The 18,335-nt window shown below is 34.7% G+C and carries 15 protein-coding genes; all 15 read right to left on the reverse strand.

Features of this window, described 5'->3' with window-relative positions:
* Positions 1-4: 4 nt before the first annotated feature.
* Entirely contained in the window at positions 5-1,942 is a 1,938-nt protein-coding gene (locus WMO38_RS08095) for a sugar phosphate nucleotidyltransferase (protein ID WP_349162155.1), read from the reverse strand.
* Between the two features lie 102 nt (positions 1,943-2,044).
* The gene (locus WMO38_RS08100; protein WP_349162156.1) at positions 2,045-4,126 is read right to left on the reverse strand and encodes a putative glycosyltransferase family protein; all 2,082 of its coding nucleotides are present in this window, start codon (positions 4,124-4,126) and stop codon (positions 2,045-2,047) included.
* 126 nt (positions 4,127-4,252) lie between these two features.
* Complete coding sequence (locus WMO38_RS08105; protein WP_349162158.1) at positions 4,253-5,191, reverse strand: UDP-glucuronic acid decarboxylase family protein; 939 nt, start codon at positions 5,189-5,191, stop codon at positions 4,253-4,255.
* A gap of 57 nt (positions 5,192-5,248) precedes the next feature.
* Entirely contained in the window at positions 5,249-6,589 is a 1,341-nt protein-coding gene (locus WMO38_RS08110) for a UDP-glucose dehydrogenase family protein (protein ID WP_349162160.1), read from the reverse strand.
* A gap of 154 nt (positions 6,590-6,743) precedes the next feature.
* Positions 6,744-8,252, reverse strand: coding sequence for a hypothetical protein (locus WMO38_RS08115; protein ID WP_349162161.1), 1,509 nt, complete (start codon positions 8,250-8,252; stop codon positions 6,744-6,746).
* 68 nt (positions 8,253-8,320) lie between these two features.
* On the reverse strand, positions 8,321-8,734 hold the full coding sequence (locus tag WMO38_RS08120; protein ID WP_021866456.1) for a GtrA family protein: 414 nt from the start codon (positions 8,732-8,734) through the stop codon (positions 8,321-8,323).
* A complete protein-coding gene (locus WMO38_RS08125) occupies positions 8,734-9,426 on the reverse strand; it encodes a glycosyltransferase family 2 protein (RefSeq protein ID WP_021866455.1) in 693 nt (230 codons plus the stop codon). Before WMO38_RS08125 ends, WMO38_RS08120 begins: the two co-directional genes overlap by 1 nt.
* Before the next feature lie 32 nt (positions 9,427-9,458).
* Positions 9,459-11,177 (reverse strand): hypothetical protein, encoded by a 1,719-nt coding sequence (locus WMO38_RS08130; protein WP_349162162.1) that lies wholly within the window; start codon positions 11,175-11,177, stop codon positions 9,459-9,461.
* A gap of 1 nt (position 11,178) precedes the next feature.
* Entirely contained in the window at positions 11,179-12,114 is a 936-nt protein-coding gene (locus WMO38_RS08135; RefSeq protein ID WP_349162163.1) for a GDP-mannose 4,6-dehydratase, read from the reverse strand.
* A 12-nt stretch (positions 12,115-12,126) separates the two neighbouring features.
* Complete coding sequence (gene gmd, locus WMO38_RS08140) at positions 12,127-13,158, reverse strand: GDP-mannose 4,6-dehydratase (protein WP_349162164.1); 1,032 nt, start codon at positions 13,156-13,158, stop codon at positions 12,127-12,129.
* 22 nt (positions 13,159-13,180) lie between these two features.
* Positions 13,181-14,251, reverse strand: coding sequence for a mannose-1-phosphate guanylyltransferase (locus WMO38_RS08145; RefSeq protein ID WP_349162165.1), 1,071 nt, complete (start codon positions 14,249-14,251; stop codon positions 13,181-13,183).
* Between the two features lie 141 nt (positions 14,252-14,392).
* Positions 14,393-15,592: a glycosyltransferase family 4 protein gene (locus WMO38_RS08150; protein ID WP_349162166.1), complete on the reverse strand. Its 1,200-nt coding sequence runs from the start codon at positions 15,590-15,592 to the stop codon at positions 14,393-14,395.
* Positions 15,593-15,594: 2 nt separating this feature from the next.
* Entirely contained in the window at positions 15,595-16,788 is a 1,194-nt protein-coding gene (locus WMO38_RS08155; protein WP_349162167.1) for a glycosyltransferase family 4 protein, read from the reverse strand.
* 23 nt (positions 16,789-16,811) lie between these two features.
* Entirely contained in the window at positions 16,812-17,879 is a 1,068-nt protein-coding gene (locus tag WMO38_RS08160; RefSeq protein WP_349162169.1) for a glycosyltransferase family 4 protein, read from the reverse strand.
* Positions 17,880-17,896: 17 nt separating this feature from the next.
* Positions 17,897-18,328, reverse strand: coding sequence for a hypothetical protein (locus WMO38_RS08165; RefSeq protein ID WP_021866461.1), 432 nt, complete (start codon positions 18,326-18,328; stop codon positions 17,897-17,899).
* Between the last annotated feature and the right edge of the window lie 7 nt (positions 18,329-18,335).

Consider the following 18,335-nt stretch of genomic DNA (forward strand, 5'->3'; position numbering starts at 1 on the left):
AGTCTTAGTCCTCTCTGCAGAATGTATTTAATGTCTCTCTGTAATTATCAGCTGTTCCGACATCATACACTTTACCATTAAATACAAATCCTCTTATTCCATATGTCTCTCTTACACTATCTAAAGCATCTGTGAGCTGTATTTCTCCCTTTGTAGTAATATTATTTTCAATATTATATTCCAATGCTTCAAACACTTCAGGTGTCAATACATACTGTCCATATGCACAGAAATATTTATCTCCGTCTTTTCTTGTTTTTACCTTTAACGAATCTTTTGCATCTGCAACATTTGGTTTTTCAACCATTGAAGTTACTTTTAAAAGATTTTCCGACTCATTTTCCCATGTTCCGGCAAGAATGCCATAGCTTGATACATTTTCAAGAGGAACTGCCTGCATTGAAACCATCGTCTTGCCCGTCTCTTCATATGCATCGATAAGCTGTCTGCTGCATGTCTTATCTTCATATGACTGGTAAATCATATCACCAAGAAGAAGAAGAACCGGCTCATTATTTGTAAATTCCCTGCACTGGTACACTGCATGTCCAAAGCCTTTTCTTTCTTTCTGATATACATATGTTATCTTCTTTCCGATTCTGAGAATTTTTTCTTCATATTCTCTCTTTTCTTCTGAAAGCTTTGAAATATGCTCCTGTGATAGCGGACTGAAAAATTCATCATACTGTTTCTGTTCTTCCTCACCTATTACAAGACAGATTTCTTCTATACCCGAATCTTCAAGCTGTTCCAGCAGACATAAAATTACAGGTTTTACATATCCATCCTTATCTATAATCGGGAAAAATTCTTTTTTGATACTTCTTGTTTCAGGATATAAACGAGTACCAAATCCGGCTACAGGAATAATTGCTTTCTTAACTTTTTTACCTGGTTTTAATGTAAGCTTAAATCCTTCCATATCATACTTTTCTTTGATATATTTTATAAGTTCTTCCTGTGTATTATCATCTTTTGCAAGGAACTGAATCGATCCATCTCCCTGAGAACCTACACCTTTTGCACCATATGTAAGCTCTTTTATCTTTTCATCAGCAAGAATAGAATGAAGAACAGGTGCTTTAAGTTCAACCGGAGATGCAGGTGCGACCATTTTATCAAAATGTGCCTGTGCTTCAACCATAAGTCTGCCAACTTCCTTTGAATCACCAGCTTCTATTGCCGCCTTAGCTTCGTTTATAAGCTTTTCATTATCAACACCCAATGCCTGCTGAACATTTTTTTCTATCTCCGTCTCGGCAAATGGATAACATTTATTCAAATCCGATAAAATTTTAACAGTGTCTTTTGTTCCATGAAGTTCTGCAAACACCCAGTAAAGCTGTTCTTTTAACTTTAACTTGTCAACAAAAACCTCATTTCCATCAAATGTCATAAGGACAGGTGAAACACCATATGCACATGCCTGATCCAGTCTTCCGCATCTTGATGGAGTTCTCTGCTCTCCATAAAATGCTATATTCATCTCACCCATAGTATTAAGCTGCAATTCATACATCTCATTAAAAGCTCTTGCAACAAGAACGCATATAGCTGCACTTGATGAAAGCCCGCTCTTAATTGGCAGATCCATCTCATCTATATGAATTCTTAATCCTTTAACCCTGTAATGGTCAATTACATAAGATGCAACGCCTGCAACATAAGAGAAAAATCCTCCCTCCTGTGCCGCCTGTCTTAATTTTGCCGAATCCATTTCACATTCAAATGAAGCACTCTTAAAGCTTTCTATTTCACTCTCAACTATAAACTTGTCCGACTCTGTTACTGTTGCATATATTCCCTGTTCAACACCTGTAACAATAGCATGACCCGGTACAATCTGTGCATTCATAACTCTATGTAAACTTGCCCAATCACTATGTTCGCCAAAAAGACATAAACGTCCCGGCACAAAAAGTTTCAACTGTCTGCTGCTCATAATCAATTTCTCCTGATAAAATTTATTTATATTAATTAGTGTCCAAAAATCACTGCCTCTTAGTATATATCTTTATTATTTTATAATGTAATTTAAAATGTGTCAATCAGCTTCAATATAATAAAGCCTGTACGACAATTCTCTTGTATCATTACTAATTCCAACCTGTTTAGGTACAAAATAACAATTTGTCTTTATCTGAATATTATAAATATCATCAGAAGACGGCTCTACATTGATGCTATATTCTGCATTTCCATTTATAACATCCAGTTCTTTGACCTTTTTGCCATTTACATATAATTCAACATATGGCTTCAAATCAGGCTGCTGTTTTATATACGAATCTTTTTCAGTGCCTATCTTTAGCTTTAATCCGTATTTTGTTATATCATTATTTTTTAATGTAACCTGAAACTCTCTTTGTGTCCATGAATAATCAGATGTTGAATCCATATCTAATATTCCTGTCATCAAATCAGCGACATCCTTTTCGCCAAAATTAATACGATTATCCATAACATTTTCTCTTTCAAATTTTATCCAGTTATTATCAATAACATCATATGCATACACATTTTTCAGCTTATTTCTCTCTATCCAGCCAGATACCGCCTGTTCATAAACATCGCTCTCCAAATCGCTTACAAGTCCCCAGTTCTCCGGCTTGACACCGGAATAACCATTAATTGTCCTTATGTTATATTTATCAGCAATCCCACATGCAAATATCTGAAGTACATCCCTTTCATGATATACAAGTTTTTCATCACTGTCATTAAAATGTGTTATATAAAATGACTCACAGTCTACCGGAACATCTGCCACATTTTCTATTCTTTCAACTTCATCAGCCACATTCCATCCAGATGACACTCCATCTGTTTTTATGCACGAAACAAAACCCGCAAGTATACTTAAAGCGACTAATGGTATACTTATCCTCTTTGAACCGATTCTGTTTGTCAGTTCATTTCCCATCATAGATGTAACGGCAGCCATAGGCAGACTGAGATAAAGCAGATATCTCACACCTGCTCTTATTGATGAACCACCAGGGAAAAATTTATATATAAACCACCACAATGACAGTCCATCCTTACTCAGTCTGACTGTAAGAAATATTCCAAGCACAACTGTTATCCATATCGTTTTTATCCAGCTGTTTTTTCTATCTTTCTTTACAAAAATGTAAAATCCGATAAATGTCGCAAGAAGCACTGGTGAAAAGCCCGCTGCATTTTCAAAGCTGAAACCTCTTGCATCAAGTTTCATTTTTGTAAGAAGACCACCCATAAGCCAGTTCTTTGATGATACATTTATAACATCAATCATTTCGGGAAGGTAATAGCATACTTCTGAATATTCCCTACCACTTGACATTTTAATAATCGACATTTCCATAATAAGAAACGGAAGTGCAATAATAATCAATGCAGCAACATATATAACAAAATCATATTTTACGGTCTTAAAAAAATCTTTTGTTTTATCCCACAGACCGCAGTCATTTACAACATTTAATATAATTCCCGTAATTATAACTCCCAATACAAAAAAAACCGTAAAAAAGAATATATACCATGCAGTGTAGAGAATGATTTCAGCTGTTATTATAAATAAAAATGTATATACGTTTCTCATTTTTCTATTTTTCAAATTATTATAAAAGGAAATAACAAACACAGCTGCCAGCGGTATCAGACTAAGCGATACAAGCTGTGTATGATAAATATGTACCGCATATGTACTTGAAAACGAAAACATCACAGTACCAAACACAGACCATCCAGCACATAAATTTAATTTTCTATGCAGAAGATAATAAGACGAAACCGTTCCGGTCAGATGAACCAACATAATTGTATATTTGTATGCCCTGAAAATATCAAGTCCTACAACACGCAATACAGAATGTATGAGTCCGAATCCTAACAGCATATCAGAATATGCCAGCGTATTCTTTGCCGGATAAAACATTCCCATATCCATAATTGATGCCTTGCCTTTGAAAACATTGTACCAGTGTTCTGCAATAAGCATCGTCAGCCTTCCATCACTGCCATCACTTATAAGCTGACCTGTACCAATAATATTCCTGAAAAAATATAGTTCACCTGCAAGTAGAAATAACATTGCAAAAGCATCTATAATCAGTTCTTCTCTAACTTTTTTATCTTTCATATTCTTCTCACCTTATTACATTTCAATTATAAACACATAGTATATAATCTAACATTAAAAAAGACTTTATTCAATAGTATTTTTTATACTAATGAGTAAAGTCTTTAAATATACATATTAAATTAATCAGATTGTCTTCTTGAAATACTCAATTGTAGGTACAAGTCCTTCTCTTAAAGAAATCTTTGGAGCCCATCCGTTAAGCTCTCTTCCTGCAACTGTTATATCAGGCTTTCTCTGTGTTGGGTCATCCTTTGGTAAATCCATGCATACAAGCTTTGATTTTGTGTCTACCATCTCAAGTACGATTTCTGCAAGTTCACGTATTGTGAACTCTCCAGGATTACCAAGATTTACAGGTCCTAAGAAATCTTCTCTTGATGCCATCATTCTTACGATACCTTCAATAAGGTCGTCAACATAACAGAATGAACGTGTCTGTGAACCATCACCATATATAGTAATATCCTCGCCTTTAAGTGCCTGAATAATGAAATTAGAAACTACTCGGCCATCTTTAGGATCCATCATAGGTCCGTATGTGTTAAATATTCTTATAACCTTGATTCTTGTTCCGAATTCCCTGTTATAATCGAAGCAAAGCGTCTCTGCAACTCTCTTTCCTTCATCATAACATGAACGGATACCGATTGGATTAACATTTCCCCTGTATGTCTCAACCTGTGGATGTACGAAAGGATCTCCATAAACCTCACTTGTTGAGAACTGCATAATCTTTGCATTATTCTTTGTTGCAAGTTCAAGCATATTAAGAATACCAAGTACACATGTTTTAGTTGTATATGTTGGTGACTTCTGATAATGTGGAGGGCTTGCAGGGCATGCAAGATTGTAAATCTCATCAAGATTGTCAATATCAAGCGGCTCAATTATATTATGGTTGATAAATTCAAACTCAGGATTATCCATAAGTTCTTCAATATTTACCATACGGCCTGTGTAAAGGTTGTCAACACAGATTACATGATTGCCTTCTTTTATAAGTCTTTTACAGAGGTTAGAGCCTAAGAATCCAGCTCCGCCTGTAACTAATATTCTTTTCATTTTAATCTCCATCTCAAAATTGCAGCTGCCATAATGCAGCCGCATTTTGTAATAATATTATTTATTTAACTTGCTGCTGACACCAATCTGGTAATATTCAAATCCTTTATCAGAAAGGCTGTGTGCATCAAACTGGTTACGTCCGTCAAATATAACAGGATTTTTAAGTCTCTTCTTGATTTCAATGAAATCCGGCTGTCTGAACTCTTTCCATTCTGTTACAAGAATCATTGCATCTGCATCTACAAGTACAGTATACTTACTGTCACAGTATTCAACATTCTTATTATCTTTAAGGTAGCATACTCTTGCTTCTTTTTCTGCCTTAGGGTCATAAGCCTTAACTTTTGCACCACGCTTTGTAAGTTCATTGATGATTGTGATGGCTGCTGCCTGTCTCATGTCATCTGTATCAGGCTTAAATGCAAGTCCCCATATTGCAAATGTCTTTCCTGTAAGGTCTTCGCCGAAACGCTCTACAACCTTTCTTGGAATTACATGCTTCTGTTCAAAGTTTACTTCCTCTACAGCATTAAGAATCTTTGTTGTATAACCAAAATCTTTGCTTGTCTTGATAAGTGCCTGAACATCTTTAGGGAAGCAGCTTCCGCCGTATCCACAGCCTGGATAAATGAATGAATAACCAATTCTCTTATCTGAACCAATACCAAGACGAACCTTGTTAACGTCAGCTCCAACTCTCTCACAAATATTTGAAATCTCATTCATAAATGAAATCTTTGTTGCAAGCATTGCATTAGCTGTATACTTTGTCATCTCTGCACTTGCAATATCCATAAAAATAATATTTTCATTGTTACGTACAAGTGGAAGATAAAGTTCTTTCATTACCTTTGCTGCATTATCATTATCTGTACCAATAACAATTCTGTCAGGTCTCTGGCAGTCAGAAATAGCTGTACCTTCTTTTAAGAATTCAGGATTAGAGATAACATCAAATGTAAGACTGCTTCCTCTCTTGTCAAGTTCTTCCTGAACCTTTGCACGTACCTTCTGTGCTGTACCAACAGGAACTGTTGATTTATCTATAATATACATATGATGATCCATGTACTGTCCGATGCTTTCCGCAACGCCTAATACATAATGTAAATCTGCACTTCCGTCTTCACCCATAGGTGTACCAACTGCTATAAAACATATATCTGAATCAGCAAGTGCCTGATGAATCTTTGTTGTGAACTTTAAAGTTCCTGCCCTAAAGTTGTTCATAACAAGATCTTCAAGTCCCGGTTCGTAAATCGGAATTTCTCCATTCTTTAATGCGTTAATCTTTTCTTCATTAACATCAACGCACCATACGTTATTTCCTAAGTCTGAAAGACAAGCTCCTGTTACGAGGCCAACATATCCTGTTCCTACAACTGCTATCTTCATCATATACCTCTTTTCTTAAAGTTATATTTATTAATAAAAAACCACTTTAATTATTTTATCAAAATAAAATTAATTCTTCAACACTTTTGTCAAATTTTATCAAGTTTTTTTGTTGAACTTATACAAATAGCTTTTGATAAAGTAGTTTAAACTTTTAATTATTTCTTGTTAATCCCATATTATCGTAAAGCCATTGTGTCACAGGCTCATCATATATTTCTACAACTTCTGTCGATAATCCGTCATCGCTGTTATATTTTACGAGAAGACATCTGAAATTTCCAGGCTGCTGCATATTGTGATATACCCATGTTCTTCTGTCATATTCTGCATTATATTGAACAAATTTATTATAATTCAATGCGGCACATATATATCCAAACGCTTTATTATCATCAACCTGAATCGCAACATCACAATTATTCTGCTTTGCAATTTTTCCTGCTTCTTTTGCATTTTCAATCAGGTCATCTGACTGTTGTAAATTTATAACTTCTGAATTATACAAAACACTGTCTTCTGAGATAATTTCTTTTATTATTATATTACTCTTTATGACCATTACTGCAAGAAAACATAATACCATAACTATACATCCCGCATATGTCTTTTTTCTGTTCCACACAGATTCATCATAACATGAGCACAAAAAAACAACTAATACAATCATGTACGGAACGAACAACAGCATCCTAAGCTGACCATATAAAAGTGTTCCCGGCATATAATCTTCCATTTTATCAAGCGACAGTATAGCAATAAATCCAAAAAAGGCAAACGCTGTCATTATAAGTGACTTAAACGCACCTCTGTATATGCATATCCATACAATCACAAGCATTACAATAATCCATACCACCCCTATGGTCACTGGTGTAAACCAGCCTGCTATTTCATTAAAATCTGCAATATTTTCTCTTAAAACTTCAAGGCTTACTGCAGCATTATAAGCAGGATGAAGATTATAATCAGGATTATTTACATAAAACATTTTTATAAAGTACCCTGTAATAAATCCAAGCACATTACCGGCTATCAGCCCCGGAAAACGCTTTTTAATAAAATCTTTATCAATTTTATTATATAAAACCATTGCAAGATATGACATTCCTGCAATTGCAACAACTGTATTTGTTATAATGCACCCAAGATATATGCAATATGATGCTATGAGATATTTATACCATTTACCTTCTTCATTTATAAGCACACCACCTATTACTCCGAATATAAATCCTCCAACGAACGCCCTTGGAATAGATGTAAGCACATCCCAGTCATAACTCATAGCAGCATATACAAACAATATAATATAAGCTGCAACCATTCTGTTATTTTCAAGGCTTTTTATACCCAGATATAAAAATGGCAGTGTTGTAAAAATTAATGTTGAAACGGGAAGTGCCACATTAAGCGGTATATGAAGAAAATAAAACGGTACTGCCAGCAGTGATTCAATCATGCTTCCATATGACTGTCCAAAAAAACATGGCTCATGAAAATCAAAATGAGCAAACGAAACAGTTCCGTACCACATCAATGCCTGGTCATCATCAACATAATAAAATGAATATTTAAAAAGAATAGCACCCCTATATACCATTACCAGTATTAACAGCATATAAAATATAGTCTTTTCGATTTTAATCTGTTTGTCTTTCATTAATATCTCCAAAAGAAATCCTCTGCCCTTGATTATTACAAAAGCAGAGGATTCGCACATCTATATATTTATTTATATATAACAAGTTTTCTTATAAGGAAATTCCATATAAAAACAATACCTGTAGCTGCAATCTTACTTAATGTCTTGCCTAACGAACTGTCAAATCCCATCACAGTAACAAAAAGATACATGAGAATGAGGTTAAATAGCAATCCTATTGCACTTACAATAAATACAAGAAAAGCCTCTTTTGCTTTCTTATCTTTATACGTATTGTTATCTTTAAATGTTGTTATTCTTCCTAATATCCAGTTGGCTGTCGTTGAAAATATAAATGCAATTACTGTTGAAACAAAATAATTTATCTGCAATACATTTGCAAATATAAAGAACATTACCCACTCAACTATTGCAGCAACACCGCCAACAAAGAAATAAGATATAAATTGTTTTATGTTAGCTTTATTTAATAACTTCATTATTTTCTATATCTCCAAATGCAGTAAATAGCTCTTACGCCATCGCTGAAGCCAATCTTCTTACCTTCTTCATTTGTTCTTGGATAATATGAAATAGGTACTTCTTTGAATCTTACATTCATTTTTGCTACTTTGGCTGTAATTTCAGGTTCAAAACCAAATCTCTTTTCCTGAATATCAACAGACTGAATAATCTCACGTTTAAATGCCTTATAACATGTCTCCATATCTGTACATTTAAGATGTGTGAAAAGATTTGATAATCTTGTGAGGAACCAGTTCGCCATTCTGTTAGCAAGATAACCTTTCATCTTAGATTCTTTAAATCTTGAACCATATACTACATCAGCTTCATCATTAAATATAGGATTTACAACCTGTGGATATTCCATTGGATCGTATTCAAGGTCAGCATCCTGAATAATCACAACGTCACCTGTAGCAGCCGCAAAGCCAGTCTTTAAAGCTCCACCCTTACCCTGATTAACTTCATGATAAACAATCTTGCTTACAAGAGGTTTTACATCTCTTTCAAGAACTGTTCTTGTTCCATCTTTTGAACAGTCATCTACTACGATGATTTCTTTGTTAGGAACAGGTGATTCCAATACCTTTTTCACAAGATCAAGTATACTGTTTTCTTCGTTATAGCAAGGAATTACTATAGACAAAACTTTCTCATTATTAGCCATTTTTTACTCCATTCTTAAATAATATATTTTAATCAATTAGCTTTCGTCCATACATTCGTGGCAACGTCATAATAATAAACTTTTTTGTCTATCTTATTAAGTTTAATCCACTCAGCGGCTTTTGTATGAATGTCTTTTTCCCATACATTATCAAGTTCCCATTCTTTTGGAAATTGTCCTGAATATCCATTCATATTTTTGAGATTATATTTATATGATACTTCCCATGCCATAAGCTGATATGAATGAAATGCATATTTTCTGTCTTCATACTTTGAATCAACTATATACATGACTTCACAGTCATCCGGTGGTGCCGATACTGCCTCAATGAATTTATTTTCACTCTCCATATTCCAATGTGCATATACCCCCTGTGTATTATAATTACTTACCCACACAAGAGCCGCAGCACATAAAGGCATCACAATGCCAAATATAAGATTCACTTTTTCTTTTTTTATTCTATTCTGAAGCATCTGTCCAAAATTTGCAATTACTATTGCAACTGGCATTACAAGATAATAATTGTATCGTACTGCTGCACGGATTGCACTTCCTCCTGGAACGAATCTGTATACAAGATACCAGAAAGATATTTCCTTAGACTGTACAAGAAGTATAAATGATACAAGTACGGCATATATTATTGATACAAGAACCATTTTGCTCTGGACTGTATAGCTTCCTTCCGTCTCAAGTGCCTTATATTTTTCTTTAAGATACTTCTTTCTCACATAGAAAAACGCAGCTACAAGAAGTCCCATTGTAAGTAATGAAAAGCCTACCGACATTTCTCCCTGATTAAGATATGTTCTTGACGAAAGACCAAGTGCCTTGATAAAACGACCTATAAGAAGATTATTATCGCCAACATTAAAGAAATCAATCAATTCAGGAAGCATTGTTGCAATCTCACTATATGAACGCTTGCCATACATTCTGCTTACCTGTATATACATCTTGAAAAATGGTATTGCAATACATATTGCATATACAACATAAGCAATAATCTCTTTATAGCATTTCTTTATATACATCCAGACATTACTAAATACCTTGTTCTTATTACTTGATGCAACACATACATATATTACAATAAATGTCGCCATAAATAATGCTGTAAAGAATGCTGTATACCAGCTTGTATACATTATAAGAACATATAATGTTATTGTCAAAAGTCCGTAAACTATACGCTTAACTTTATTCTGAAAATTTTCAAAAAAGCAGAACATGAATATAATCAACAACGGAACCAGACTGATTGTAATAAGCTGGGTATGTCCTATTCTTACATAATATGCACTAGAATATGAAAATACAATCACACCGAAAAGACTCCAGAGATTATTCAACTTGAATTTCTTTTTTAACAGATAAAAAAGTGAATAACTTCCAAATATATGGAAACCTATTAAAACAATCTTATTTGCAAGAAACATATTCATGCCAAACATTCTTAAAATGCTGTATGGAATTGCAAGTGCGAGAAGCATATCTGTATATGCCAGTGTATTGGTTATCGGATAAAATATATTAACAATGCTAAACTTTTCTTTGCCGCCAAATGCCCTGAACCAATGTTCCACTAAAAGATTATTAAGACGGGCATCTCCTTCGTCTCCTATAAGCACGCCATTAAACATAACATTAGCAAAGAACTTGTATTCCAGCAATACAATTACAAGTAATGAAACTGCAAGTGTTATGTAACTTACCAATTGCTTATTCGTCTTTTTTTCATTCATATTATTTACTTCTCCAATATGTCAAAGTTTCTTTCAACGTTTCATTTAAATCTATCTCCGGGTGCCATCCAACCTCATCTACAATCTTTGTAATATCAGGCTCAATTATAGGCACATCAACAGGCCGAAGCTTAGCAGAATCAACTTCAACTTTTATTTCACACTCTGACATTGATACGATTCGGTCCAATATTTCCTGAATACTTACTGCATTTCCAGTTCCAACATTGTATGTCTCTCCTCGTCTGCCATTCATCACAAGAAGTGCATATGCTTTCACAACATCTCTTACATCTGTAAAATCACGTTTTGCACTAAGATTACCAACCTTTATTACAGGAGGCTGTATCCCTTTTTCAATATCAGCTACCTGCTTACAAAAATCAGCCACAACAAACATCGGTAGTTGATTCGGTCCTATATGATTAAATGCCCGTACCATTATTACATCAAGTCCATATGCATCAGCATAAATCTTTCCAAGCATATTCTGGCATGCCTTTGTTGCCGCATAGATATTACCCGGACGTACCGTATTATCCTCTACAATAGGACACTCGCTGCTTTTAATATGACCATATTCTTCACCTGAACCAATGAGAAGTACACGCGGTTTTTTCTCAAGTTCCCTAAGTACATCAAGCAGATTGGCACATCCTTTTACATTAACATCAATGGTAAGTGAAGGGTTTTTCCATGAATATGCAACCGATGACTGTGCCGCAAGATGAAATACATAATCTGGTTCTTCATTCACCAAAAGTTCTTTTATCTGCTCTTTATCAAGAATATTGAGGTTGGCAATGCCAACCCCATCTAAATTCAATGTTTCTTTTTCTGTTTTGGTAACTGTTACAGTATATCCCAAATCTTCAGTAAGATGTTTTGCAAGATATGGTCCGACAAAACCACCACCACCAATTATTAATGCTTTCATATAAAACCTCAATTAAAGCTGTGCAGCTTTAACTTCCTTTTCAGTTAAAGCCAAATCATTCTTAACCATTCTCTCAACTAATTCCTGAAATGAAATTTCTCTCTTCCATCCAAGTTTTTTCTCTGCTTTTTCAGGATTTCCTATAAGGAGTTCAACTTCAGCCGGTCTGAAAAATTCAGGATTTACTTTAAGAACGACCTTACCAGTTGCCTTGTCTTTTGCAATCTCGTTAACTCCTTCACCTTCAAATTCAACTTCCATTCCTGCTGCTTCAAATGCTGTTTTAGCAAATTCTCTTACAGTTCTTGTCTCGTTGGTTGCAATTACATAATCATCTGGTTCTTCCTGCTGTAATAAAAGCCACATTGCACGGACATAATCTTTTGAATGTCCCCAGTCCCTCTTTGCATCAAGATTACCTAATTCAACATAATCCTGAAGACCAAGCTTAATTCTCGCAACTGCATTAGTAATTTTTCTTGTAACGAATTCCTTACCACGTCTTTCCGATTCATGATTGAAAAGAATTCCTGAGCATGCATACATATTGTAACTCTCTCTGTAATTCTTTGTAATCCAATGTCCATAAAGCTTCGCAACACCATATGGGCTTCTTGGATAAAACGGTGTTTCCTCTGTCTGCGGAATAGCCTGTACTTTACCAAACATCTCTGATGTTGATGCCTGATAAAATCTGCACTCAGGCTTAACCATTCTGATTGCTTCAAGCATATTTGTAACACCTATAGCATCGATATCGGCCGTTGTACATGGTGTATCCCATGATGTGGCAACAAATGACTGTGCAGCAAGATTGTATACTTCATCTGCCTGTGAAATTTTCATAGCAGATACAAGAGAAACCAAATCCTGCATATCAGCATAAATGAAATGAATCTTATCCTTAATATGGTCTACATTACCATAATCAACAACACTCTTTCTTCTCATAAGTCCATACACATTGTATCCCTTTTCAAGTAAAAGTTCAGCAAGATATGAGCCATCCTGACCTGTAATTCCTGTAATTAAAGCATTTTTCATTTTACTTCTCCTATATTATAATTTATAAATACTGATTTTTGCCTTCTTCTCTAAGTTTTGCAAGAACCTGCTTAATCTCTCCTGCATTTTCCTTAGTTGAAACTAATGTTGCATCAGGTGTGTCAACAATAATCATATCACGAAGCCCTACAGTTGCTATAAGCTTCTTGTCACCTTCAATTACACAGTTTTCAGTATTAACGGTTACAACATTACCATTGACAACATTGCCCTTGTCATCATTTTCTTTGATTCTTCCTACAGCAAGCCATGAACCAACATCATCCCATCCGAAATTACCGGCAAGAGTATAGATATCTGATGCCTTTTCCATAATTCCATAATCTACTGACTGTGATTCAAGTGTTGGGAACACTTCTTTAAGAACCTTTTCTTCATCAGCTGTTCCTACTGAATCTTTGATTGTCATAAGGCCTTCATATGTCGATGGCATATATTTCTTAAAGCAATCTAAGATTGTAGAGGTCTTCCATACAAACATACCGGAATTCCAGAGATATGTTCCATCATCAACATATTTCTTTGCATTTTCCAAATCCGGTTTTTCCACAAATCTTTCTACTGCAAAACTGCCATCAAGAACATCTGACTTATTGTATTTGATATAACCATATCCTGTCTCAGGATAATTAGGTGTTATGCCAACTGTAACAAGGTTACTTCCCTGCTCTGCAATATTACATGCATTTACAAAAGTATCCTTAAATATCTCGTTATTCTTAATCAGATGATCTGACGGAAGAACTATCATAATTGCATCTTCATTTTTCTTTGCCACATGAACTGCACCAAGACCGATACATGGAGCTGTATTTCTTCCAATCGGTTCACACAGAATATTCTCCTCCGGAAGTCCAGGTAACTGTGTCTTTACAAGTTCTCTGTAATTTTCATTTGTAGCAATATAAACGTCCTTAATATCAACTATAGGACTAATTCTTTCAACTGTCAGCTGAATCATTGTCTTGCCATCATCTGTAAGTGACAAGAACTGCTTAGGCATATTAACACGGCTTCTTGGCCAGAATCTTTCACCTTTACCGCCTGCCATAATAAGAGCTGTTACTTTCATAATTTGCCTCATTCTGTGTCTGTATTTTTAGCTCTGCCTTCTTTCAGGCATAAATTCCTGCACAGTACGGAATCTAAAAAGCTTCTTCTCCTCATAAATAACAATAAATGCTATTTCATGACATATATCACAATTATAATTTTACTTTTTTCTTCTGTCAATAACATCCTGAAAATACTTTGTATACTTGTCCACTATAACATTCCAGGCAAACTTATCAAGAACATACTTCCTACCATTTTCACCCATCTGTTTACATTCTTCAGGATGCGAAAGTAGATATTCAATCTCCGCTTCAAATTCCCTGTAATTATCAAAATAAAAGCCACCATTAGCATCACTTGCAAAATATTTTGTGACATTACACTGGTTATGGACAAGCACAGGAGTCTCACATATCCAGCTTTCCATAACTACAAGCGAAAAACTTTCAAACTTTGAAGGCTGGCACATTACTGTTGCAGCCGCATAAGCATCATACTTATCCTGCATAGGAACATATCCAAGATCATATACATGCTCTTTAATCCTTGCCGGAATATTTACCTTACCACCACCGATAAGAACCAGTTTCAAATCATCAAAATGATGTGTTTTCTTATATTCTTCAAAATAATATATAAGTGTGTAGATATTCTTACCTATATCTTTCCTTCCTGCATATAAAATAAATGGGCTGTCTATATTATATTTTTCCCTGAATCTTTCTGCATCATACTCGTAATCAGTATATACACCTTCACCGAGCTCTCTTGCATCGACATTACTAAGGTCATACACTTTTGATGCGAGTTCCATCTCAGGTCTGGCATGGAAAATCATACCTGCAACTTTTGAAAATGCTTCTTTAAATCTGTCCATATATATATAGCTTTCATCATGAAAACATGGAATCATTACGGCACGGTCGATGCACTGCTGTATTCCATGATATGTTGTACCAAACATATATGGTATAAAGACAAATAAATCATAATCTTCTTTATGCTTTGCTATATATTTATAAAGATTAGGACTGTTTACATTTTCATCTGTAAATATTTTTTCCTCTTCCGGAGTAAGCTTATCATTTGACATAAGTTTTTTATTAACAGTGTTAAACAAATCTGTTTTTTGTTTTTTTACCTTAAATCTTCTTACTGTTATTCCATTTTCAACATATGCTTTCTGCTTATAATGATTAACACTCCAGCTTGAAGTGAATTCCTTTACACATGTTGTGAGTATCTCAACTTTTACCCCCGCATCATGTAAATGTGATACAAGACCTTTAAGCTCCATCTCTGCACCACCCGGAATATCAAATCCGAACCATGGTATTACAAATGCTATAGTTTTCATAATCATTCCTTTCTTTCTGCTTTATCACTTACTTTTTCAACCATCTGTGAAAATGAATCTATAATTTTGTCCCAGCGGTAATACCGGTCAACATATTGCACTCCAAGTTTCCCCATCTCTTCTCTCAGACCGCCGTCACAAACCATATCATCAAGCTGATTTGCAAACTCATCATAATTAGTATAATAAGTTCCTGCTCTGCTTATAACACAGTGTTGTTTTAACACTTCACATAACCCATTAACAATCACAGGTACTCCAAGTGCCAGTGACTCCAGAACAACAATCGAAAGGCTCTCAAATTCTGAAGGCATTATAAGAGCATCTGCTCCTGCCATAACATTGTATTTAAGTTCTTCTGACACAAAGCCAAGACTAATAATATCATCCCTTTCAGGAATTTCCATTACCGTCTTGCCCATAAGCACAAGTTTTACATCATTATTCTTTTCCTGCTTATATTTTATAAAATATTCAAATAACTGCTGGCATCCTTTATGTGTATCAATTCTTCCAACATAAACTATATAATTATCTATCCCTCTCTCTTTTTTGAACTTATATGGCTCTATATCAGAAGGAAGTTCTATACCTGCACCGCCAAACCCACCATTATTAATTATATTTTCATTATGAAATTTATTTTCCACAAAATTCTTTTCTGTCACTGTGCAATAAAAAATACCTGACGGTTTTGTAAAAACATCTTTATAAACATCATAATAAATTGTAGGCTCATCATGTGCTGTAGGAATAAGTATTGATTTATCAGCCACCTCTTTTATTCCGCGAACTGTTGTATAATAAAGATATGTCATAAATACAAACACATCATACTTATCTTTATTAGCTTTTATATATTCTATTAATTCCGGGCAATATGGACCTTGTGAATCAACCCATTTATCTTCAAGAAAATGCATATTAAAAGGCTTATCAATAAGCATTGATAAATGTCCAAACCGTTTGATACTTCTTGGCTTTTTAACACCAAATCTTCTCACCAGTACTCCATTGATAACTTCATTATTCTTCTCATATTCATCTTTCCATGTAAGATAATCAACAGCCTTAGTGGTGAGCACCTCAACATCATATTTCCCATTCAAATGTTCAGCCATCTGTCTCATAAGAAGTTCCGCTCCACCATTCACTTCAAGACCGTATCGCTGTACAACTAATGCCAGTTTTTTCACAACATCCTCCAAAACAATTAGTTCTATAAAACATTTTCTCTTAACAGTTCATTAAATCTTGCCAGAATCTTATCATGTGCAAAATCATCAAGTCTTTCATTCTGATTTGCAATAATCTTCTTCTGAAGTCCTTTATCTTTTAATATCTTATCCATAAGAGCTGCTGTCTCAAGTGCATTTTTTTCATTTAAAAGTATTCCACCTTTTCCAAGCGTTTCACCAACTGCTGATGAATTGTATGCAATAACAGGAATTTTAAAATACATCGCTTCTACAAGTGGAACACAGAATCCTTCATGTTCACTCATGCAAAGAAATAAATCCGCAGCCTTATAACATGCAAGAATTTCAGCAAACCTGATGTGTCCTGTGAATATAACATTCTTAATGCAGTTAAGCTGGGCATATTTCTGCATTTTCAGCTTATATGTCTCATATCCGCCTTCATTTCCCACAAGGATAAGCCGGGAATTAGAATTGTAATACTTCTGATACAGTCCAAATGCATGTATAACGTCCTGTTGACATTTATTACTTGCAATTCTCCCCGTAAAAATTATATTTGTAACCCCATCGTTATACTTGCCATATAACGGAGCATCTGGTTTTTTATCATAATCACTAAATGCAATAAGTATCGGAAGTACATCTATCTTACATTTATAACCTGCCTTAATTAAATCCTGCTTATTATATTCAGAATCCGCAATACAATAGTCAACTTTATCGGCAAGCTTTGCTAGCTCTTCATAACCCTCTCGACAGTCTGCTGCTGCTGCCTTATTATAAGGTTCAAGCATTTCCGGTGGTGTAATATTATGATAAATCATGACCTTTTTGCATTTCATATCACCAAACATCTCATTAAGTTCAGAACCTGTTGACATATGATATAATACTATATCATCTTTATTCATATGAGGCATTTTTGATACTTCCTGTGCTGTCCCCTCCGGGAGCCTGCCATCTATATATTTTGCATATATTGCTGTATCATATCCCTGTTCCTCAAGACTTTTTTTTAATGCAACTGTATCATTTCCTATTGCATCGCCATAAGCAAGTGATGGCAGCATCTGTACTATTCGCATACATTTAACCTCCGTAATTACTTCTCAAGCTGACTTTTCAGTTCTTCTATAGTTTTTTCACACTTTGCAAGCTTTTTTTCCAGCTCAAAGAGGCGTTCATCTGTATCCTGAAATCTATCCGGAAGCATAGCAATAGCCCTATGCGTATAGATATTATAATCATTCTGGTCATCCACTATAGATTCAACATAAAAAGCAATAAGCTTTCTGTTAATTTTCTTAATAATCTTTGAGATTGGATTGCCGTAAAGCGGCTTGTAAGCATTTACAATCGCATGTGGTTTAGCCTTATCGAGATTAGCAATAAATTCCTCTTTATCATATACTGCATCAGCACAATTGAGTCTTAAATGAACATCCCTGAATTTATATTCTACATCTTCATAGTGTTTTTCGGCTATTTCTTTTCTTATGCCCTGCATAATCTCTTCCACGTTAATTTCCTGCATTAAAATA

The sequence above is a fragment of the Lachnospira hominis (ex Hitch et al. 2025) genome (assembly GCF_040096395.1).
In the GTDB taxonomy this organism is placed as follows: Bacteria; Bacillota; Clostridia; order Lachnospirales; family Lachnospiraceae; genus Lachnospira; species Lachnospira hominis.